Origin of the sequence: Rhizobium gallicum bv. gallicum R602sp (assembly GCF_000816845.1) — a bacterium.
GTDB lineage: Bacteria > Pseudomonadota > Alphaproteobacteria > Rhizobiales > Rhizobiaceae > Rhizobium > Rhizobium gallicum.
Genome location: NZ_CP006877.1, coordinates 1,590,993 through 1,610,509, shown reverse-complemented (window position 1 = coordinate 1,610,509; position 19,517 = coordinate 1,590,993). Strand labels below are relative to the sequence as shown.

Annotated in this window: 23 protein-coding genes; 10 read left to right on the top strand and 13 right to left on the bottom strand. The window is 61.0% G+C overall.

All coding sequences use genetic code 11. The features are described 5' to 3' along the window. Positions 1 to 28 precede the first annotated feature (28 nt). Complete coding sequence (locus RGR602_RS07985) at positions 29 to 622, top strand: carboxymuconolactone decarboxylase family protein (protein ID WP_039844658.1); 594 nt, start codon at positions 29 to 31, stop codon at positions 620 to 622. Positions 623 to 889: 267 nt separating this feature from the next. On the opposite strand, the gene RGR602_RS07980 is transcribed toward RGR602_RS07985, so the two are convergent. Next, a complete protein-coding gene (locus RGR602_RS07980; protein WP_039844657.1) occupies positions 890 to 1,777 on the bottom strand; it encodes a LysR family transcriptional regulator in 888 nt (295 codons plus the stop codon). A 130-nt stretch (positions 1,778 to 1,907) separates the two neighbouring features. Here RGR602_RS07980 and RGR602_RS07975 point away from each other — a divergent pair, with 130 nt between their 5' ends. Next, positions 1,908 to 2,753: an oxidoreductase gene (locus RGR602_RS07975; RefSeq protein WP_039844656.1), complete on the top strand. Its 846-nt coding sequence runs from the start codon at positions 1,908 to 1,910 to the stop codon at positions 2,751 to 2,753. Between the two features lie 63 nt (positions 2,754 to 2,816). On the opposite strand, the gene ftsZ is transcribed toward RGR602_RS07975, so the two are convergent. After that, positions 2,817 to 3,836: a cell division protein FtsZ gene (gene ftsZ, locus RGR602_RS07970; RefSeq protein ID WP_039846716.1), complete on the bottom strand. Its 1,020-nt coding sequence runs from the start codon at positions 3,834 to 3,836 to the stop codon at positions 2,817 to 2,819. 197 nt (positions 3,837 to 4,033) lie between these two features. On the opposite strand from ftsZ, the gene RGR602_RS07965 reads away from it, so the two are divergent. The 4 genes from RGR602_RS07965 to RGR602_RS07955 all read left to right on the top strand — a co-directional run bounded on the left by RGR602_RS07965 (position 4,034) and on the right by RGR602_RS07955 (position 6,088). Then, positions 4,034 to 4,252: a hypothetical protein gene (locus tag RGR602_RS07965; RefSeq protein WP_039844655.1), complete on the top strand. Its 219-nt coding sequence runs from the start codon at positions 4,034 to 4,036 to the stop codon at positions 4,250 to 4,252. Positions 4,253 to 4,355: 103 nt separating this feature from the next. After that, positions 4,356 to 5,354: a ketopantoate reductase family protein gene (locus RGR602_RS07960; protein WP_039844654.1), complete on the top strand. Its 999-nt coding sequence runs from the start codon at positions 4,356 to 4,358 to the stop codon at positions 5,352 to 5,354. A 117-nt stretch (positions 5,355 to 5,471) separates the two neighbouring features. Beyond that, positions 5,472 to 5,636, top strand: a complete 165-nt coding sequence (locus RGR602_RS36990) for a hypothetical protein (protein WP_170251109.1) — start codon at positions 5,472 to 5,474, stop codon at positions 5,634 to 5,636. 146 nt (positions 5,637 to 5,782) lie between these two features. Beyond that, positions 5,783 to 6,088, top strand: a complete 306-nt coding sequence (locus RGR602_RS07955) for a DUF1883 domain-containing protein (RefSeq protein ID WP_039844653.1) — start codon at positions 5,783 to 5,785, stop codon at positions 6,086 to 6,088. A 17-nt stretch (positions 6,089 to 6,105) separates the two neighbouring features. Here RGR602_RS07955 and RGR602_RS07950 read toward each other — a convergent pair whose 3' ends face one another. Continuing rightward, positions 6,106 to 7,422, bottom strand: coding sequence for a replication-associated recombination protein A (locus RGR602_RS07950; RefSeq protein ID WP_039844652.1), 1,317 nt, complete (start codon positions 7,420 to 7,422; stop codon positions 6,106 to 6,108). After that, entirely contained in the window at positions 7,419 to 8,822 is a 1,404-nt protein-coding gene (locus tag RGR602_RS07945) for a DegQ family serine endoprotease (protein ID WP_039844651.1), read from the bottom strand. The genes RGR602_RS07950 and RGR602_RS07945 overlap by 4 nt, the downstream gene beginning before the upstream one ends. A 117-nt stretch (positions 8,823 to 8,939) precedes the next feature. Here RGR602_RS07945 and RGR602_RS07940 point away from each other — a divergent pair, with 117 nt between their 5' ends. Together RGR602_RS07940 and RGR602_RS07935 are read left to right on the top strand one after the other, a co-directional pair. Then, entirely contained in the window at positions 8,940 to 9,314 is a 375-nt protein-coding gene (locus RGR602_RS07940) for a YkvA family protein (protein WP_039844650.1), read from the top strand. Positions 9,315 to 9,345: 31 nt separating this feature from the next. Continuing rightward, positions 9,346 to 9,696, top strand: a complete 351-nt coding sequence (locus RGR602_RS07935; RefSeq protein ID WP_052451504.1) for a lysozyme inhibitor LprI family protein — start codon at positions 9,346 to 9,348, stop codon at positions 9,694 to 9,696. 114 nt (positions 9,697 to 9,810) lie between these two features. On the opposite strand, the gene ilvD is transcribed toward RGR602_RS07935, so the two are convergent. Further along, complete coding sequence (gene ilvD, locus RGR602_RS07930) at positions 9,811 to 11,649, bottom strand: dihydroxy-acid dehydratase (RefSeq protein WP_039844649.1); 1,839 nt, start codon at positions 11,647 to 11,649, stop codon at positions 9,811 to 9,813. Between the two features lie 329 nt (positions 11,650 to 11,978). On the opposite strand from ilvD, the gene msrP reads away from it, so the two are divergent. Together msrP and msrQ are read left to right on the top strand one after the other, a co-directional pair. Beyond that, complete coding sequence (msrP, locus tag RGR602_RS07925) at positions 11,979 to 12,926, top strand: protein-methionine-sulfoxide reductase catalytic subunit MsrP (protein ID WP_039844648.1); 948 nt, start codon at positions 11,979 to 11,981, stop codon at positions 12,924 to 12,926. Beyond that, positions 12,926 to 13,582: a protein-methionine-sulfoxide reductase heme-binding subunit MsrQ gene (msrQ, locus tag RGR602_RS07920; protein ID WP_039844647.1), complete on the top strand. Its 657-nt coding sequence runs from the start codon at positions 12,926 to 12,928 to the stop codon at positions 13,580 to 13,582. Before msrP ends, msrQ begins: the two co-directional genes overlap by 1 nt. A 10-nt stretch (positions 13,583 to 13,592) precedes the next feature. Here msrQ and RGR602_RS07915 read toward each other — a convergent pair whose 3' ends face one another. The 8 genes from RGR602_RS07915 to rplO form a co-directional block, all read right to left on the bottom strand. Beyond that, positions 13,593 to 13,973: a nuclear transport factor 2 family protein gene (locus tag RGR602_RS07915; RefSeq protein ID WP_039846714.1), complete on the bottom strand. Its 381-nt coding sequence runs from the start codon at positions 13,971 to 13,973 to the stop codon at positions 13,593 to 13,595. A gap of 137 nt (positions 13,974 to 14,110) precedes the next feature. Beyond that, positions 14,111 to 14,533 carry a 50S ribosomal protein L17 gene (gene rplQ, locus RGR602_RS07910; RefSeq protein ID WP_039844646.1) on the bottom strand — a complete coding sequence of 141 codons (423 nt, stop codon included), beginning with the start codon at positions 14,531 to 14,533 and terminating at the stop codon, positions 14,111 to 14,113. 45 nt (positions 14,534 to 14,578) lie between these two features. Then, positions 14,579 to 15,589, bottom strand: coding sequence for a DNA-directed RNA polymerase subunit alpha (locus tag RGR602_RS07905; RefSeq protein WP_039844645.1), 1,011 nt, complete (start codon positions 15,587 to 15,589; stop codon positions 14,579 to 14,581). Between the two features lie 103 nt (positions 15,590 to 15,692). Further along, a complete protein-coding gene (rpsK, locus tag RGR602_RS07900; protein ID WP_022718372.1) occupies positions 15,693 to 16,082 on the bottom strand; it encodes a 30S ribosomal protein S11 in 390 nt (129 codons plus the stop codon). 130 nt (positions 16,083 to 16,212) lie between these two features. Next, on the bottom strand, positions 16,213 to 16,581 hold the full coding sequence (gene rpsM, locus RGR602_RS07895) for a 30S ribosomal protein S13 (RefSeq protein ID WP_022718373.1): 369 nt from the start codon (positions 16,579 to 16,581) through the stop codon (positions 16,213 to 16,215). A gap of 227 nt (positions 16,582 to 16,808) precedes the next feature. Beyond that, positions 16,809 to 17,459, bottom strand: coding sequence for an adenylate kinase (locus RGR602_RS07890; RefSeq protein ID WP_039844644.1), 651 nt, complete (start codon positions 17,457 to 17,459; stop codon positions 16,809 to 16,811). Next, complete coding sequence (secY, locus tag RGR602_RS07885) at positions 17,456 to 18,796, bottom strand: preprotein translocase subunit SecY (RefSeq protein WP_039844643.1); 1,341 nt, start codon at positions 18,794 to 18,796, stop codon at positions 17,456 to 17,458. Before secY ends, RGR602_RS07890 begins: the two co-directional genes overlap by 4 nt. Positions 18,797 to 19,031: 235 nt before the next feature. Next, the gene (rplO, locus tag RGR602_RS07880; protein ID WP_039844642.1) at positions 19,032 to 19,505 is read right to left on the bottom strand and encodes a 50S ribosomal protein L15; all 474 of its coding nucleotides are present in this window, start codon (positions 19,503 to 19,505) and stop codon (positions 19,032 to 19,034) included. Positions 19,506 to 19,517 lie beyond the last annotated feature (12 nt).

Genomic DNA, 19,517 nt, shown 5'->3' with positions numbered 1-19,517 from the left:
TTCATGCATGATAGAGGAGGATCAAGCCATGCCCTTCATCCACACCCCCGACGCGTCCGCCAGCGAGAAGACCGCGTCCATGTACGCGTCCGCCGAAACGAACTATGGCTATCTGCCAAACATGTACCGCGCCTTCGGGCACCGGCCCGAGGTGATGGAGAACTGGGGTGCCCTGCTTTCGAGCATCCGCAGTCATATGAGCCCCAGGCGCTACGAGCTGGTGACGCTGGCGGCGGCCAAGGAGCTCAAGTCCTCGTATTGCATGCTAGCGCACGGTTCCGTGCTGTTGCGCGAGGGCTTCACCAATGACGGGCTGGCGGCCGTGGCGAACGAGACGGAAAAGGCGCCGATCGATGCCGTCGAGCGCGCCGTCATGGCCTTTGCCGCCAAAGTGGTGCGCGACGCGACCTCGGTGACGCAGCAGGATGTCGACGGGTTGAAAAAGCACCAGCTCACCGATGCCGAGATCTTCGACATCACCGCGGCGGCGGCAGCCCGCTGCTTCTTCTCGAAGATGCTGGATGCACTGGGTGCGGCACCGGACCATGTCTATGCCGAACGGCTCGACCCCAATCTCCGCAAGGCACTCACCGTCGGCCGCCCGGTCACGGGGCTCGCCTGAGGCAAGCCTGCCGTTTTACCTCCTCGCGCCAATCTACGGGAGGGCGGACATGGCAGATCGGAAGAGCAAGGGCAAAGACACTTGGGATTGGTGCCGCAATTGCAGCGCCTGGCCGACATCGGACTGCGAGGAAAAGCCCTATCGGCGGGTCAGACCCGCCGGCACCATTGAGGACTGCTGCGCATGAGCCGCCGCTCTGTCCTCTCGCCAGTTGTCTTGATGAGGTCATCGCGGCAAGAGGTGCCCCAGAGCCCAGAACGCCTGGCGCTATTCCGCCTTCATCGCTTCTATCACTGCCCTGAACCCCGCCGGCATGTGGCGCCGGCTGGGGTAGTAGAGGTAGAGCGGCTCTTCCGGTTGGCACCAGTCGTCGAGCACCTGGATGAGTTCGCCGGCCGCGATCATCTTCTCCACGCGATCTTCCCAGACATAGGCGAGCGCCACGCCGCCCAGGGCCGCGTGGGTCATCAGTTCGTGGTCGTCGAGCGAAAGCGGGCCGGCCGGGTGGAAGGTAATCGCCTGCCCGTCCTTCTCGAAATCCCATGGGTAACGCGCGCCGGAGGGAAACATGTTCTGGATACAGAGATGACGCTTCAAGTCGTGCGGTGTCACCGGCTTCGGCCGCCGCTCGAAATAGGCGGGCGAACCGACGACCACCAGGCGCAGCCGCGGCTTGATGCGCAAGGCGATCATGCCCTCCGTCACCCGCTCCCCAAACCTTATCCCGCCATCGAAACCTTGCTCGACAATATCGATCAGGCGGTCGGTGGCACTGATTTCGAGCTGCAGGTTCGGATTCTTTTCGAGCAACGGGCCGATCACGCGGCCGATCACGAAAGGCGCGATCGAATTCGGAACGTTGATCCTGACCTTGCCGAAGGGCGTGTCACGAAACCGGTTCAGCGCATCGAGCGCTGCGGTGATCTCGCCAAAGGCCGAATCGAGATGCGACTTCAGGAGTTCGCCCGCCTCCGTCAGCGAGACGCTGCGCGTCGTGCGGTTCAAAAGCCGGACGCCGGTCCTGTCCTCGAGATTGAGAACCGCATGGCTGACGGCGGAGGCCGTGACGCCCCTCTCCTCGCCCGCCTTTCTGAAGCTCCGGTGCCGGGCAACGGCGGCAAAAGCTGCCAGTTCGGAAAGCTCGGTGGCGCGCATTGCTGAATTTCACTCATCATAGTTTCGATAATAACAAATCTTATACAGCAACCAGTTTTCAGTCAAATTCCTCCCGTCGGCACAGAAGATGCAGACACCCAGGAACCGTAGAGCTTGAAAGGAACGTGTCATGAAAGTCTGGTTCATCACTGGTGCATCCCGCGGCTTCGGCGCGCTGATGACGAAGGAAGCGCTTGCAGCCGGCGATGCGGTCGTCGCCACAGCCCGCAATCCGAAGAACGTGACCGATAAGTTCGGCGACCGCCCGAACCTTGTCGCGGTCGCCCTTGACGTCACCGATGAGGGACAAGCGAAGGAAGCCGCTGCAAAAGCCGTCGAACGCTTCGGCCGCATCGACGTCCTCGCTAACAATGCCGGTTACGGCCTGCTCGGCGCCGTCGAGGAAGCAACCGCCGAGGAAGTCGAAAGGCTTTACGCCACCAATGTCTTCGGCCTCCTGAAGGTCACCCGTGCCGTCCTGCCCTATATGCGCCGCCAGCGTTCGGGACATATCTTGAACTTTTCCTCGATCGGCGGCTATTTCGGCTATCCCGGCTGGGGCGTCTATGGTTCGACCAAGTTCGCCATCGAAGGCCTGTCGGAATCCCTGGCCGCCGAACTCGAGCCCTTCGGCATCAAGGTGACGATCGTCGAGCCCGGCTTCTTCCGCACCGATTTCCTCGCCGACAACTCGCTGGCGGTCAGCCCGGCCTCGATCCCGGACTATATCGGCACGCCGGCCGGCAACATGCGCGATTTCGCAGCCGATGCAAACCATGCCCAGCCGGGCGACCCGGCAAGGCTCGCAGCCGGCATCATCACCCTTGCGAACGCGGCAAACCCGCCGCTCCGCATGCCCTTCGGCAGCGATACAGTCGCGAAGATCGAGGAGCAGAATGCGAGCGTTGCCAAAGAGCTTGCCGAATGGCGCGAACTCGCCGTCTCGACGGATTTTCAAGCAGACGCCGCCGCTTGACGAAACTGCTGCCAGTAATTTCGCTCCGCCTGAGGAAAATCCGAGGCGGAGCGAAATTGCGTCTTATTGAAGCGTGCGCGTATGGATCCGCTGAGCGACGGCATCCGGTGCAGATGCGGAGAGCTCAGCGTCGAGGCCCGTTGCGACGACGGACACGCGGAACTTGCCGTCGAGATTGCGGTCGAAGATCGCGCCGACGACGATGTCGGCGTCATCCTGCACCTCGTCGCGGATGCGGCTTGCGGCCTCGTCCACTTCGAAGAGCGTCATGTCCGAACCGCCGGAAATCGAGATCAGCACGCCCTTGGCGCCCTTCATCGAGATGTCGTCGAGCAAGGGATTGGCGATCGCCGCTTCGGCCGCCTTCAGCGCGCGCTCGTCGCCGGATGACTCACCGGTCCCCATCATCGCCCGGCCCATGCCGCGCATCACCGATTTGACGTCGGCGAAGTCGAGATTGATCAGGCCTTCCTTGACGATCAGGTCAGTGATGCAGCCGACACCGGCAAAGAGTACGCGGTCGGCGGTCATGAAGGCGTCAGCGAAGGTGGTCTTCGCATCGGCGATGCGGAAAAGGTTCTGGTTCGGAATGACGATTACGGTATCGGCCGCCTGGCGCAGCGCCTCGATGCCGATATCCGCCGTCCTCAGGCGCCGGTTGCCCTCGAAGGTGAAGGGCTTGGTGACGACGCCGACCGTCAGGATGCCGGCTGAGCGTGCCGCATGCGCAATCACTGGCGCAGCACCCGTGCCGGTGCCACCGCCCATGCCGGCGGTGACGAAGCACATATGCGAACCTGCCAGGTGATCCATGATCTCGTCGATCGATTCTTCGGCCGCTGCACGGCCGACTTCCGGCAACGATCCGGCACCGAGCCCCTCAGTCACGTGCGCGCCGAGCTGAATGCGGCGCGACGCCTTGGACGTTGCCAGCACCTGAGCATCCGTATTGGCGGCGATGAAGTCGACACCTTCCAGATTTTCGGAGATCATGTTGTTGATGGCATTGCCGCCGCCGCCGCCAACGCCGATCACCGTGATCCGCGGCCGCAATCCCGAAATCCCGCTCTTGGCGTCCGTCATCATATTCTCCTTTGATGCCATCTCTCGTCCCGCCCTCGTTGCGGCAAACCGAATCGAGTGTCAGGCTAAGCAAGCAACAAGGCAGAGGCAGGGCGAAAGAACAAGCCGTATGCTTTCTGAATACCCCATGGAACTTTTTTCTTGGTGGCATAGTTGTAGAGATTCATGAATAATTCGCCGGGAGGAGAACTGCTGAGATGCCTTTGTCAGCCGCAAGCCAGACTATCGCCTCGCCGCGCGAGCATATTCTGACAGTCCAGGAAGCGCTGGAACCGCTCTTTCTGGCTCTGGAGCAGGAGGTGGAGGTGAAGATGATCGCCGCTGCCGTCCGCGCCGGATGGTCGGCAGAGGACGCGGTTGCCGCGATCGATGAGCTCCGCCGCAATGAGCTTGTTGCGGACGTCACGTCCCATTGACGCAGGCGTCAAAAATCGGTCATGAAGCGATAATTTTCGCTCGCCATCGCGCGAGTGCGTCCTAAGTCTAGCGCGACAGCAATGATCGCGCGGAGCCCTCCCAATGCCTTTCAGGACTATCTGTATCTATGGCGCCGGCGCGCTTGGCGGTGCCATGGCGGTGAAGCTTGCAGCCGGACTCGGCACCGGAGCAACGATCTCCGTGGTTGCGCGAGGCGCCCATCTCGATGCGATGAGGAAGAATGGCCTTGACCTCTTCGAGGCCGGCTCCGAGACGCCGATCAACGCCCGTATCACCGCAACGGATGATCCATCGGCGCTTCCGCCGCAGGATCTGATCGTTACGGGTCTTAAGGGCCATCAGCTTGGCCCGGCAGCCGAAGGCATCGCCAACCTGCTGAAGGACCGAACGCGTGTCGTCATGATCCTGAACGGCATTCCGTGGTGGTATTTTCACCGCGACAGGCAAAGCCCGCATGCCGAACTGCAGTTGGAGGACCTCGATCCGGGCGGCCGGCTCTGGCGCCTGATCGGTCCGCAACGCGTCATCGGCTGCGTTGCCTATCAGGGCGCGGAAGTGATCAATCCCGGCCAGGTGAAGCTCTCGAACGATGGCCGCTTCATCCTGGGCGAGCCGTGCGGTGAACCATCCGCCGATCTCGATGCGATCGCCGCGCTCTTCTCCCGCGCCGGCCTCAGTATTACGGCCACGCAGCGCATCCGCGACGAAATCTGGAACAAGCTTACTGGCAACGCCGCCTTCAATCCGATCAGCGCCCTGACGCGAGCCTTGATGACCGACATCATGGCCAATCCGGCGCTTGCCGAAACCGTCGGCAAGGTGATGACCGAAGTGCGCACCGTCGGCCGCGCGCTTGGCGCTCGCTTTGACAGCACCATCGAAGAGCGGCTCGAGCAATCCCGGCACGTAGGCGCAGTGCGCACCTCGATGCTGCAGGATCTTTTGGCCGGAAAGCCGCTCGAAATCGTGCCTCTCACCGGCATGATCATCACGCTGGGACGGCTCGTGTCGGTGCCGACGCCGGTCTCCGAAACGGTATTCGCGCTGGTCTCGCAGCTCGATCGGGAGAACCAGCGGTAGACTGTTCCGGCACCTGCCAGACGTTTTATGACATTCATATATCTTCACCCGTGAGCGCGAATGGATTTCCTATCCGCATCGGCGGTAGCCTTCGGCATCATGCAAAGGTGAAATGCCATGCGTCTGATGTTTTCGCCCTTTTCGTTTCCTCCTTCGCGCCACAAGACCGGAGCGCGCCAGATGCGCGAACGCCGGACGGCGCAAATCCTGATGATCTTCGGCATCGTGCTTGCCTTTGTCGAACTCTACGTCATCATCGCCAATCTCTGGCAGTTGTCGTGAGGTAAGATGCCCGAAGCACTGCCTGCGCTGCTCCCGCAGTCCTAGAGCAGCAGCGTCCGGCGCCTTACGCCCTCGCGCAGCCCAACTCTTCCTTAACCGGCGTCCCCTAACATTAGCGGCAATAGACATTTAATCCGCAAAGACCGATGCTAAAACCGAACTTCCGCTTTACCCATTATGATCTTCACGAGCAGCGCGCCGGAACCGTTATCGAGGTGGCACTGAATGCGGTGAACAATGTGCGGCTGATGACGGGGCCGAACTATCAGCGCTTCACCGAGGTTCTCGATTTCAGGTATATCGGCGGAGTTGCCAAAAAATCGCCCATCAGGCTCGCCATTCCCGAAAGCGGCCGCTGGCATCTGATCGTGGACATGGAAGGCCATCACGGGCTTGCCGAATCCGCAGTGAAGGTGATTGCCGCGCCGGCGGGACAGAAGCACGCGTCATAAAAGTCACCGGATGGCAACTAGCGCGGATTGCGCTCCTTTCTGAGCTTCGCCCAATATTCCAGCCGTTTGCGGATATCGCGCTCGAAGCCGCGCTCCGGCGGATCGTAGAAGGTCTGGCGGCCCATCTTCTCCGGAAAATAGTCCTGGCCCGAAAAGGCGTCGGGCTCGTCGTGGTCGTAGCGATAGCCCTCGCCGTAACCTTCGCCCTTCATCAGCTTGGTCGGCGCGTTCAGGATATGCTTCGGCGGCAGCAGCGAGCCGTTCTCTTTCGCCGCCTGCGTGGCGGCCTTGAAAGCAGTGTAGACGGCATTGGATTTCGGGGCGGTCGCCAGATAGACGCAGGCCTGTGCGAATGCCAATTCACCTTCCGGTGACCCAAGGTAATCATAGGCGTCCTTGGCGGCATTGCAGATGACCAGCGCCTGCGGATCGGCAAGGCCGATATCCTCCACCGCCATGCGCACCAGCCGCCGCCCGAGATAGAGCGGGTCCTCGCCGGCATCGAACATGCGGGCGAGATAGTAGAGCGCTGCATCCGGATCGGAGCCGCGCACGGACTTATGCAGCGCGGAGATGAGATTGTAGTGGCCGTCCTGCGCCTTGTCATAGACCGGGGCACGGCGCTGCACGATGCGCGTCAGCGCTTCGGTATCGAACGTCTCACCGTCGCGGGCGGCGCGCCAGACCTCCTCGGCAAGTGTCAGTACGGCACGGCCGTCGCCGTCTGCCATGCGCAAGAGGCTGGCGCGTGCATCCGCCGTCAGCGGCAGCGCCTTGCCTTCGGCTGTCTCGGCGCGCTTCAGCAGTTCTTCCAGGCTTTCTTCATCATGCGATTTGAAGGTCAGAACGCGTGCGCGAGACAAGAGAGCGGCATTGAGTTCGAAGGACGGATTCTCTGTGGTGGCACCGACGAGGATGATGGTGCCGTCTTCCATGACCGGCAGGAAGCTATCCTGCTGGGCACGGTTGAAGCGGTGGATTTCGTCGACGAAAAGCAGCGTCTGGCGGCCGTCCATGCGCCGCAGGCGCGCGGTGTCGAAAACCTTCTTCAGGTCGGCGACGCCGGAGAAGATCGCCGAGATCTGTTCGAAGGCGAGGCCCGCTTCACCGGAAAGCAGCCGGGCAACGGTCGTCTTGCCGGTGCCGGGCGGTCCCCAGAAGATCATGGAGCCGAGCGAGCCGCTTGCGATCATCCGGCGCAATACGCCGTCCTCGCCCGTCAGGTGTTCCTGGCCGGTGACTTCGGCAATCGTCTGTGGCCGGAGCCGATCGGCGAGAGGCCGCCTGTTGGCGACCTCCTCTGGAACACGCGGTGCGAAGAGATCGTCGCTCATCGGAAGAACTGCCTTATCCGCTGGCCCTCGCGCTCGATCTCGACGCGCCAGAAACCCGGGTCCGCGTCGGCCATCTGTTCCAACTCCTCCGTTGTCTGTACCGGTGCGCCATTGATCGAAACGATGATGTCCTTCGGCTCGAAGCCGAGACGCGCTGCAGGCGAGCCATCCTTCACATCGGCAACGACGACACCGGTCGATTCCGTCGGCATGCGAAGCTCGTCGGCGACGCGCGGCGACAGGTTCTCGACGACAGTACCGGTGAAGGGCGTGCGCCCGCCAATCGTGCGCTGGTCACGCGGCGAGGGTTCCGGCGCCCGGTCGAGCTTCAGCGCCACCTGCTGTTCGCCGCCATTCTCGGCCACGGTCAGGTTGACGGAGCTGCCGAGGCCCGCCGTCGTCAGACGATAGAGAAGCGCGTCGGGATGCTCGACCGGAACGCCGTTCACCGCCGTGACGATCTCGCCGGCTCTCAAACCCGCCTTGGATGCAGGACCGCCATCCGTCACTTTCACGATCAGTGCGCCGCGTGCCTTGTCGAGACCGAGCGCCTCTGCAACCTCGGAGGTCACCGCGTCGAAGGTGGCACCGACATAGGGACGTTCGAACGACTTCACGCCAGCGTCGGCCGATGCCAGGAACACCTTCACCAGATTGGCGGGGATTGCGAAGCCGATACCGTTCGAGCCGCCGCCGCGCGAGAAGATCGCCGTATTGATGCCGATCAGTTCACCCTTCATGTTCATCAGCGCACCGCCCGAATTGCCTGGATTGATCGACGCGTCGGTTTGAATGAAGAAGCCGAACTCGTTCTTGACGACCTGGTTGCGCGCAAGCGCCGAAACGATGCCGCTCGTCACCGTCTGGCCGACGCCGAAGGGATTGCCGATCGCAAGCACGAGATCGCCGACCTCGACGGCATCCGAATTGCCGATCGCCAGCGTCGGGAAGCTCGCCTTGGTTTCGATCCTCAGCACCGCGAGATCGAGCCGGTCGTCACGCAGCACGACCTTGCACGGGAACTCGCGGCCGTCCGACAGCGCCACCTTGATGTCGTCCGCACCCTCGATGACGTGATTATTCGTCACCACTGTGCCGTTCGCTTCAACGATGACGCCAGAGCCGAGCGAGGATTGCTTTTCGGTGCGATTCGGCATCTGCTGGCCGAAGAATTGCTCGAAGAAAGGGTCGCCTGCGAAGGGAGATTGGCGCTGGATGATCTTCTCTGCGTAGACATTCACCACGGCGCCCGACGTCTGCTTGACGAGCGGCGCGAAGGAAAGCTGCAGTTCCGCCTGGCTTTGCGGCACCGCCTTCGCGTCCTGCGCATCTGCGCCGAACGGCAAAGCGACGACCAGCGCAAAGAGCGAAATGGAAGCGCGTTTCAACAGGCCTTGCATTGGAATCCCTTCTGAATTCGTATTGAGAAAGTGTTGTAGCGCTGGACGTTAGAAAGGAAAGAGGGCGGAAGCATGAAGGATTAAGGCAGGTTTGAAAGCACGTGAGGAACTTGCGGCATGAAATTGATATCAAAAGCGAAAACATGGACGAAGTCACTGAGGCGTGACATTGCCGCATTATGGCTTGCCGCCCGCGACCCACGCGTTCCGTGGCTTGCAAAAGCGACGGCTGCAGCAGTGGCGGCCTATGCGCTTTCACCTATCGATCTGATCCCGGATTTCGTGCCCGTCCTCGGCTATCTCGACGACCTCGTCATCGTGCCGCTCGGCATTCTGTTGGCCGTCAAGCTCGTCCCGCCGCAGATCATGGCCGAACTCCGCAAGGAGGCCGCATTGCGCGCCAGCCGTCCGGCCAGTAGCAGAGCGGGGCTCCTTTTCGTCCTTGCCGTCTGGACTTGCTGCTTCATCTTTCTGGTACTGGCGTTCCTTTGAGGCGCTACCTCCCTGAAGCAGGAAGATTTGCATGAGACGTTCCCTCACCCTTGCCATAATTGCCTTGTCCGCTGCATCTTTGAGCTCTGGCGCCGCGGAAGCCGCGAGCTTCGACTGCGATGCAAAAGAGCTGAAGCCGGACGAAAAGGTGATCTGCGACAACCGCGCGCTCAATGATGCCGACGTGAAGATGACGACGACGTTCGACCTTCTTTCAGGCCTGCTCGCCATGGGCTCGCGCGGCACGCTGCAGGACGAGCAAACGGCCTGGCTGAAGAAGCGCCAGGAATGCGGGGCTGATGCCGCCTGCATCAAGGCCGCCTATGACGAGCGGATGAAACAGCTTGACGAGACCTACAAAAACATCAACCGGCCGCTATAGCCGCGCCTGCAAAGCCCTCTGCAGAGGAAGGCATTCCGTATTGCCTTGGACAGCCAGGCAAAACGGCGCCCGCATTCCGCAAGGCAGCCGTTTCCTGATCAAGACTTGCAGTTGTCAGCGGCCGCCGAGATCGCGCACCGCGCCGCGGTCCGCGCTGGTCGCGAAAGCCGCATAGGCCTTCAGCGCCGTCGTGACATTGCGCTTGCGGTGTTCGGCCGGATGCCAGCCCTTCTCTTCCTGCTCAAAACGGCGGGTCGCAAGTTCAGCGTCGCTGATGCGCAGGCTGATCGTGCGGTTCGGGATGTCGATATCGATCATGTCACCCGGGCGCACCAAGCCGATCGTGCCACCGTTGGCCGCTTCCGGCGAAACGTGGCCGATCGAGAGGCCGGAGGTGCCGCCGGAGAAGCGGCCGTCGGTGATCAGCGCGCACGCCTTGCCGAGGCCCTTCGACTTCAAATAGCTCGTCGGATAGAGCATTTCCTGCATGCCGGGGCCGCCCTTTGGGCCCTCGTAGCGGATGACGACGACGTCGCCCGCGACCACCTCATTGCCGAGGATGGCTTTCACCGCAGCATCCTGGCTTTCGTAGACCTTGGCCGGACCGGAGAATTTCAGGATCGATTCATCGACACCCGCCGTCTTCACGATGCAGCCGTCGAGCGCGAGGTTACCCTTGAGGACAGCCAGGCCGCCATCCTTCGAGAACGGATGCTCGACCGAGCGGATGACGCCCTTTTCCCGGTCGGTATCCAGCTCTTCCCAGCGGGCGCTCTGGCTGAAGGCGACCTGGGTCGGGATGCCGCCGGGGGCCGCGAGGTAGAAGTCGCGAACCGTCTCGCTGCTGGTACGGGTGATATCCCAGCGGTCGATAGCATCACCCAGCGTCTCGGCATGAACGGTCGGGCAGTCGCGGTTGAGCAGACCGCCTTTGTCCAACTCGCCGAGGATCGACATGATGCCGCCGGCGCGGTGGACGTCTTCCATGTGCACGTCGGCCTTGGCCGGCGCGACCTTGGAAAGGCACGGCACGCGGCGCGACAGCGCGTCGATGTCGGCCAGTGTGAAATCGACCTCGCCTTCATGGGCGGCAGCCAGGATGTGCAGAACGGTATTGGTCGAACCGCCCATGGCGATATCGAGCGCCATGGCGTTTTCAAAGGCCCGCTTCGAAGCGATCGTGCGCGGCAGCGCCTTGACGTCGTCCTGCTCGTAGTATCGGCGGGCGAGATCGACGATCAGGTGCCCGGCCTCGACGAAGAGGCGCTTGCGGTCGGCATGGGTTGCAAGCGTCGAGCCGTTGCCGGGCAGCGACAGGCCGAGCGCTTCTGTCAGGCAGTTCATGGAATTGGCCGTAAACATGCCGGAGCACGAGCCGCAGGTCGGACAGGCCGAGCGCTCGATCGTCTGAACATCCTCGTCGCTGATCTTGTCGTCAGCGGCGGCAACCATGGCATCGACCAGATCGAGCGCATGCTTCTTGCCCTGCAGCACGACCTTGCCTGCTTCCATCGGGCCGCCGGAAACAAAGACTGACGGGATGTTGAGGCGCAGCGACGCCATCAGCATGCCCGGGGTGATCTTGTCGCAGTTTGAGATGCAGACCATGGCGTCGGCGCAATGGGCGTTGACCATGTATTCGACGCTGTCGGCGATCAGCTCGCGCGACGGCAGCGAATAGAGCATGCCGTCATGGCCCATGGCGATGCCATCGTCGACAGCGATCGTGTTGAATTCCTTGGCAACGCCACCGGCCGCTTCGATCTCGCGGGCGACAAGCTGGCCGAGGTCCTTCAGATGCACGTGGCCCGGCACGAACTGGGTGAAGGAATTCACCACCGCGATGATCGGCTTGCCGAAATCCGCGTCCTTCATGCCCGTCGCGCGCCAAAGGCCGCGCGCGCCCGCCATGTTGCGGCCGTGAGTCGTGGTTCTGGAACGGTAAGCTGGCATCGGTTTCTTCCTTGCTTCGCGGAAATTGCGCGGACGATGCGGGACGGCAAGAAAGCTTGCAGGCCGGGCAGCCGCTGCATTTTGGAATTGTCCTAATCCAATCAGCCGGGACTGTCACTACCGGCAAGGGCAAATCCGGTACGCCGCCCATTTGCGCCCATCTGGCATATACGGTGGATCGCAGTCTTCTGTTACAGTCTATTCCATCACACCCGAACACAAAAAATTGGCTTCCCGAAAGCAATCTTCAAGGCCTACACAGTCATCCAAAGACGCTCATGATGCGTTTATTGAGATATCGGGCCGTTCCCGCCCAGGAGGATTTCGAAATGCCGGCTTATCATCCGTCAAAGATCCCGTCTTCGGAGGTCACGCCGCGCCAAGTCTATCTCCGCCGCCGCGAGTTCCTTGGCGCTGCAACGCTCGGCGCCATGGCGCTCTATGGGGCTGGTAAGGCGAGCGCTGCGGCACTTTCCGTCATTGAGAGCAAGTACAAGGTCGATGAAAAAACGACGCCGCTGAAGGATGTGACGACCTATAACAACTTCTACGAATTCGGCCTCGACAAGGGAGATCCCGCGGCCCTTTCCGGCGACTTCAAGCCCCTGCCCTGGACCGTCAAGGTCGACGGCATGGTCGGCAAACCGGGCACCTTCGATATCGAGGCCCTGATCAAGGAATTTCCGATCGAGGAGCGCGTCTACCGCATGCGCTGTGTCGAGGCATGGTCGATGGTGATCCCATGGGACGGCTTCCCGCTTGCAGCCCTGCTCGACAAGGTGGAGCCGCTGGGCAGCGCCAAATACGTCGCCTTTGAAACCGTCGTCCGGCCGGACGAGATGCCGGGCCAGAAAGGCATATTCCAGTCACTCGAATGGCCTTATGTCGAGGGCCTGCGCCTGGACGAGGCCCGCCACCCGCTGGCGCTGCTTGCCGTCGGTCTCTATGGCGAAACGCTGCCTAACCAGAATGGTGCGCCCATCCGCCTCGTCGTGCCGTGGAAATACGGCTTCAAGGGCATCAAGTCGATCGTAAAGATCACGCTCACCGACCAGCAGCCGAAGAACACCTGGCAGGTCACCAACCCGCAGGAATACGGCTTCTATGCCAACGTCAATCCGGCAGTCGATCATCCCCGCTGGAGCCAGGCGAGCGAACGGCGCATCGGCGAAAGCGGCTTCTTCGGCGCCAGCCGCCATCCGACGCTGCCTTTCAACGGTTACGCCGATGAGGTCGCAAGCCTCTATTCCGGTATGGACCTGAAGGCAAATTTCTGATGACGGATTTCTCGGTTACGCTTGCGAGACGCTGGCAGCCGGCATCCGTCTGGCTGCTCTACGTGGCGGGGCTCCTGCCCGCTGCCTGGTATTTCTACCTCGGCGCAACGGACGGTCTCGGCGCCGATCCGGTCAAGACCTTCGAACTGTTTCTCGGCATCTGGGCGATCCGCTTCCTGATCCTGACGCTCGCCGTCAGCCCTGCCCGCGATCTCTTCGGCTGGAATTACCTGCGCTATCGCCGTTGCCTCGGCCTGCTCTGTTTCTACTATGTCGCAATGCATTTCACCGTCTACATGGTGCTCGACCAGGCATTGATCATTCAAGCTGTCATCGACGATGTCATGAAACGGCCCTTCATCATGTTCGGCATGGCGGGCCTGACGCTGCTCATTCCGCTTGCGCTGACATCCAACAATTTCTCGATCCGCCGCCTCGGCCCGAACTGGGTCCGCCTGCACCGGCTCGCCTACATCGTCGCAGCCTGCGGCGCGCTGCACTTCGCCCTCTCGACCAAGGTCTTAAGCCTCGAGCAATACATTTATGTCGGCCTGCTGATCCTGTTGATCCTCTACCGTTCCTGGAGGCCGATCGCCCGCAGCAGGAAGCGCGGGCAAGGACGGCAAGACAGCCGGGCAGCGGCGACCGCCGGTTGAGCCTGCAGCGTCAGGCTATAACCGTCCCTTGGTGAAACAGCATTTGCCATCCAATTTCAAAGTGCTTCCAGATTGAGCTGCGCAAGACATGTCGCTCAAATCCGTCCTCTCTTGTGCGACGAGTGCGATAGGTTAGCAAAACTGCGTCCGAAGATATGATGCTGAGTGAATAATCGTAGGCCAGCACCTTGCCAGGGTCTTCGTTGTCGTTCTCCTGCACGAGAAGGTCGATGATCTCGTTACGGCGATATATTGCCCCGGAACTGCCGAACTCTACGAAATCCTGCGAAAGCAGCTCTTCCAGTGCCGTTCTTGAACGGCGCATCTCGGGGCGGTGAAGGGTCTCTTCGAGAACGCGGATTTCACTCAGCAGTTCAGGTAAATTTCCCATGAGCTCCACCACGCGTTGAAATCGTCGGCATCGTCAGTTCGCATAGCCCAATCGGCGTTCAACACGTCCAAAAGCGACAAACAAGAACAGCCGGGCTCGAAAGGCCCGGCTGCTTGCTTCCGGTGAACCGGACAATATTAGGCGGCGACGGCCTGCTCTTCGGCGGCGGAGCGTGCCTTGTCGGCTGCGCCCTTGGCGAAGGTGTCGCGGTCAACGAATTCGATGACGGCGAGAGCGGCGTTATCGCCCTGGCGGAAGCCGGCCTTCATGATACGCAGGTAGCCGCCATTGCGGGTTGCGTAGCGCGAAGCGATCGTGTCGAAAAGCTTCGAAACGACTGCGGCGTCCTTGATCTGCGAGATCGCCTGACGGCGAGCGTGCAGGTCGCCGCGCTTGCCGAGGGTAACGAGCTTTTCAACGATCGGACGGATTTCCTTTGCCTTCGGCAAGGTCGTCACGATCTGCTCATGCGTGATGAGCGAAGCCGCCATGTTGGCGAACATCGCCTTGCGGTGGCTTGCGGTTCTATTCAGCTTGCGGCCGGCTTTACCGTGGCGCATTGCTATTCTCCTTCACATGCAGGCATCTCGCCCGCCGTTTGATGGTTAGTACTGGTCTTCGTATCGCTTGGCGAGATCTTCGATGTTCTCAGGCGGCCATGCCGGCACTTCCATGCCGAGATGCAGGCCCATGGAAGCGAGAACTTCCTTGATTTCGTTCAGCGATTTGCGACCAAAATTCGGCGTGCGGAGCATTTCTGCTTCGGTCTTCTGAATGAGGTCGCCGATGTAGACGATGTTGTCGTTCTTCAGGCAGTTTGCCGAGCGGACCGACAGTTCGAGTTCGTCTACCTTCTTGAGGAGCGCCGGGTTGAAAGCGAGCTCGGTGACTGCTTCCTCTTCGGCTTCCTTCTGCGGCTCGTCGAAGTTGACGAAGACGCCAAGCTGGTCCTGGAGGATGCGCGCCGCAAAAGCGACGGCGTCTTCGCCGGAAACCGAGCCATCGGTTTCGATGGTCATCGTCAGCTTGTCGTAATCGAGAACCTGTCCTTCGCGGGTGTTTTCAACCTTGTAGGACACCTTCTTGACCGGCGAATAGAGGCTGTCGACCGGGATCAGGCCGATCGGAGCATCTTCCGCACGATTGCGTTCGGCCGGAACATAGCCCTTGCCGTTGTTGACGGTGAATTCCATGCGGATCTCGGCACCCTCGTCGAGCGTGCAGATGACATGCTCAGGGTTGAGGATTTCGATATCGCCGACCGTCTGGATGTCGCCAGCCGTCACAACGCCCGGGCCCTGCTTGCGGACGACCATGCGCTTTGCGTCATCGCCATCCATCTTGATGGCAATTTCCTTGATGTTGAGCACGATATCCGTCACGTCTTCGCGGACGCCCGGAATCGAGGAGAATTCGTGCAGCACGCCGTCGATCTGCACGGCCGTCACAGCGGCACCGCGCAGCGACGAAAGCAGAACGCGACGAAGCGCGTTGCCGAGGGTCAGGCCGAAACCGCGCTCCAGCGGCTCTGCAACGAGCATCGCCTTGATGCGCGAGTTCGAAGAGAACTCGACCTTGTTCGGCTTGATCAATTCCTGCCAGTTCTTCTGGATCATTTTTTTGCCTTCCGTTCGTTGCCACCATCCAATCGTGGCAACCGAGCTTGAGAAGCACCGGGAGCGTCAACAAAACGCTCACCGGTGTTGTGAGTGGCGATGATCAGACGCGGCGCTTCTTGCGCGGGCGGCAGCCATTGTGCGGGATCGGCGTCACGTCGCGGATGGACGTGATCATGAAACCGGCAGCCTGGAGCGCGCGCAGAGCGGATTCACGACCAGAACCCGGACCGCAAACTTCGACTTCCAGCGACTTCATGCCATGTTCCTGCGCCTTCTTGGCAGCATCTTCAGCTGCGATCTGGGCCGCGAACGGGGTCGACTTGCGCGAACCCTTAAAGCCCTTGGCACCAGCGGACGACCAGGCGATTGCATTACCCTGCGCGTCAGTGATGGTGATCATCGTGTTGTTGAAGGTCGAGTTGACGTGAGCCACACCCGACGAAATGTTTTTACGTTCGCGACGGCGAACGCGGACGGCTTCCTTGGCCATTGTATCCCTTTCTTGGATATCTTCACCGCCGTAATACCAGCGGCTACACCGGAACGGCGCCTAGGCCCCGCCCCAAACTCAAAAGAGGCCGGCGCAGACCGCCAGCCTCCCACTCCCGGTTTCCCGGAAATTACTTCTTCTTACCAGCGATCGCCTTTGCCGGGCCCTTGCGGGTGCGGGCATTGGTGTGGGTACGCTGACCGCGAACCGGAAGGCCGCGGCGATGACGCAGGCCGCGGTAGCAGCCGAGGTCCATCAGACGCTTGATGTTCATCGAGGTTTCGCGACGAAGATCACCTTCGACCTGATAGTCGCGGTCGATCGTTTCGCGGATCTGAAGAACTTCAGCGTCCGTGAGCTGGTGCACGCGGCGATCAGCCGGGATGCCGACCTTTTCGACGATTTCCTGTGCGAATTTCGAACCGATCCCGTGAATATAGGTCAGCGCGATAACGACGCGCTTCGCAGTCGGGATGTTGACGCCAGCGATACGTGCCACGCCTATTCTCCTTGAGTTCCAGTTGCCATCCGGCAAGAGGGCTTCGATTATGCCGCCCTCCGAAGGGCCGCTCGTTCAAATTTGGGTTCGTAACATGTCAAAACGACCGAACCCGGACTTCCTTTGGGAAATCCGCGCCGATCGCATCGAATATCGCGAGTTGGCGCGGTGTTTAGCGGAATCAGCGCTGAAAGGCAACCGGTCCCGCCAAGTTTATTTTCAAAGCCTTAAAGCTTCGAAAGGATGGTGTCGACCTCGCCAGTGACGCGGTCTATGTCGGCCATGCCGTCCACGCTCTTGAGCTTCCCCTTGGCGTAGTAGTAGCCGATCAACGGCGAGGTTTCCTTGTAATAGACCTGAAGCCGCGCCGTCATCGTCTCCGGGTTGTCGTCCGGCCGGCGCTTGAAATGCGTCGAACCGCACTTGTCGCAGACGCCTTCGCTTTCCGGGGCCTTGTCGGTGTCATGGTAGACACTGCCGCATTGTGCGCATGAATAGCGCCCCGCAACACGGCGAATGAGCTCGTCGTCGTTGACCTTCAACTCGATGACGACGGAAAGGTCGAGACCCTTTGCGCGAAGCATCGCTTCCGTGGCATCCGCCTGGATCAGCGTCCGGGGGAAACCGTCGAGGATGAAGCCATTCGCACAGTCCGGCTGGTCGATGCGCTCGGAGACGATGGCGTTTACAACTTCATCGGGCACAAGCTTGCCCGCCTTCATCAAGGCATCGGCCCGCTTGCCGACCTCGGTTCCGGCGTGAACAGCTGCACGAAGCATGTCACCCGTGGAAAGCTGCGGAATGCCGTACTTCTCCACGATCCGCTGGGCCTGGGTTCCCTTGCCCGCGCCCGGCGGCCCCAAAAGTATGAGTCTCATCGCCCCCTCTTTCCTCCACGCAACTTCGATTTCTTGATCAGGCCTTCGTACTGCTGTGCAATCAGATGACCCTGGATCTGAGCCACCGTATCAAGAGTTACGCTAACCACGATCAAAAGCGAAGTACCACCAAGGGCTAATGGGATGCCGGTTTGCGACACCAGGATCTCAGGCAGGATGCAGACGAACACGAGATAGATCGCGCCGATGACCGTGATGCGGGTCAAGACGAAATCGATATATTCGGCGGTGCGCTCGCCTGGACGGATGCCGGGAATGAAGCCGCCATGCTTCTTCAGATTGTCGGCCGTGTCCTTCGGATTGAAGACGATGGCCGTGTAGAAGAAGGCAAAGAAGGCGATCAGCGCCGCGTAGAGCAGCATATAGAGCGGTTGGCCGTGGCCGAGCGCCGCAACGATCGCCGTCGCCCAGGACGGCAGAGCCGTCGTGTTGGCAAAGCCCGCGACGGTCGCTGGCAGAAGCAGCAGCGACGAGGCGAAGATCGCCGGGATGACGCCCGAGGTATTCAGCTTCAGCGGCAGGTGCGAGGTATCGCCCTGGAACATCCGGTTGCCGACCTGACGCTTCGGATACTGGATCAGCAGCCGGCGCTGGGCGCGCTCGACGAAGACGATGACGGCGATAACGGCCATTGCGATCAAGATGACAGCGAGAATCAGCGACGTCGAAAGCGCACCGGTGCGGCCGAGTTCGAGCGTGCCGGCAAGCGCGCTCGGAAGACCGGCAGCGATGCCTGCGAAAATGATCAGCGAAATGCCGTTGCCGATGCCGCGCGAAGTTATCTGTTCGCCGAGCCACATCAGGAACATCGTGCCGCCAAGCAGTGTGATGACGGTGGAAATACGGAAGAACCAGCCCGGATCGACCACGAGGCCGCTGCCGCTTTCAAGGCCGACCGCGATGCCATAGGCCTGCAGTGCGCCGAGCAGCACGGTGCCGTAGCGGGTGTACTGGTTGATGATCTTGCGACCCTGCTCGCCTTCCTTCTTCAGGTTTTCGAGTGCCGGCACGACCGAGGTCATCAACTGCACGATGATCGAAGCGGAGATATAGGGCATGATGCCGAGCGCAAAGATCGCCATGCGCTCGACGGCGCCGCCCGAAAACATGTTGAAGAGGCCGAGAATGCCGCCGGCTTGGCCGCGGAAGGCCTGGGCATAGGCTTCGGGATTGAGGCCTGGAAGCGGAATGTGCGTACCAAGACGATAGACGAGGAGAGCTGCCAGCGTGAACCACAGGCGCTTCTTGAGATCCTCGGCTTTGGCGAAGGTCGAAAAACTAAGATTGGAAGCCAATTGTTCCGCTGCAGACGCCATGCGATTCTCCGCGCTACCAATTCGGGCGCTGCGAGCGAGTGCCGGACCCGGAATCAGTAATCAAATTATTCACAATCGGGCTACGGACGGATTGCTGGCGCAACCTATGCCTCACCCTTGATTTCGTCGAAACCGGCATGCTGCGGGGTGCAACGATGCAGATTCTTGTGAGGCCCACATATGGGAGCAAAATCGCCCGGTGTGAAGCCACCCCGGGCGACATATCATAAGATTATTATTCTGCCGCTGCGGCAGAAAGAAGCGTGATCGAAGCGCCGGCCTTTTCGATCTTCTCGACGGCGGGCTTGGAAGCGCCTGCGACTTCGAGCTTGATCTTTGCCTTCAGCTCGCCGTCGGCGAGAACGCGAACGCCGTCCTTGGCGCGACGGATCACGCCGGCGGCCTTGAGGGCTGCGGCGTCGACAGTCGCCTTGGGATCGAGCTTGCCGGCGTCGATCGCAGCCTGGATGCGTGCGAGAGAGACGACGACGAAGTCAGCCTTGAAGATGTTCGTGAAGCCGCGCTTCGGCAGACGGCGGTAGATTGGCATCTGACCACCTTCAAAACCGTTGATGGCGACGCCGGAACGGGACTTCTGACCCTTCACACCGCGACCACCGGTCTTGCCCGAGCCCGAACCGATACCGCGGCCGAGGCGCTTGCGGCTGTGGGTCGAACCTTCGTTATCTCTGATTTCATTGAGTTTCATGATGATAACCTC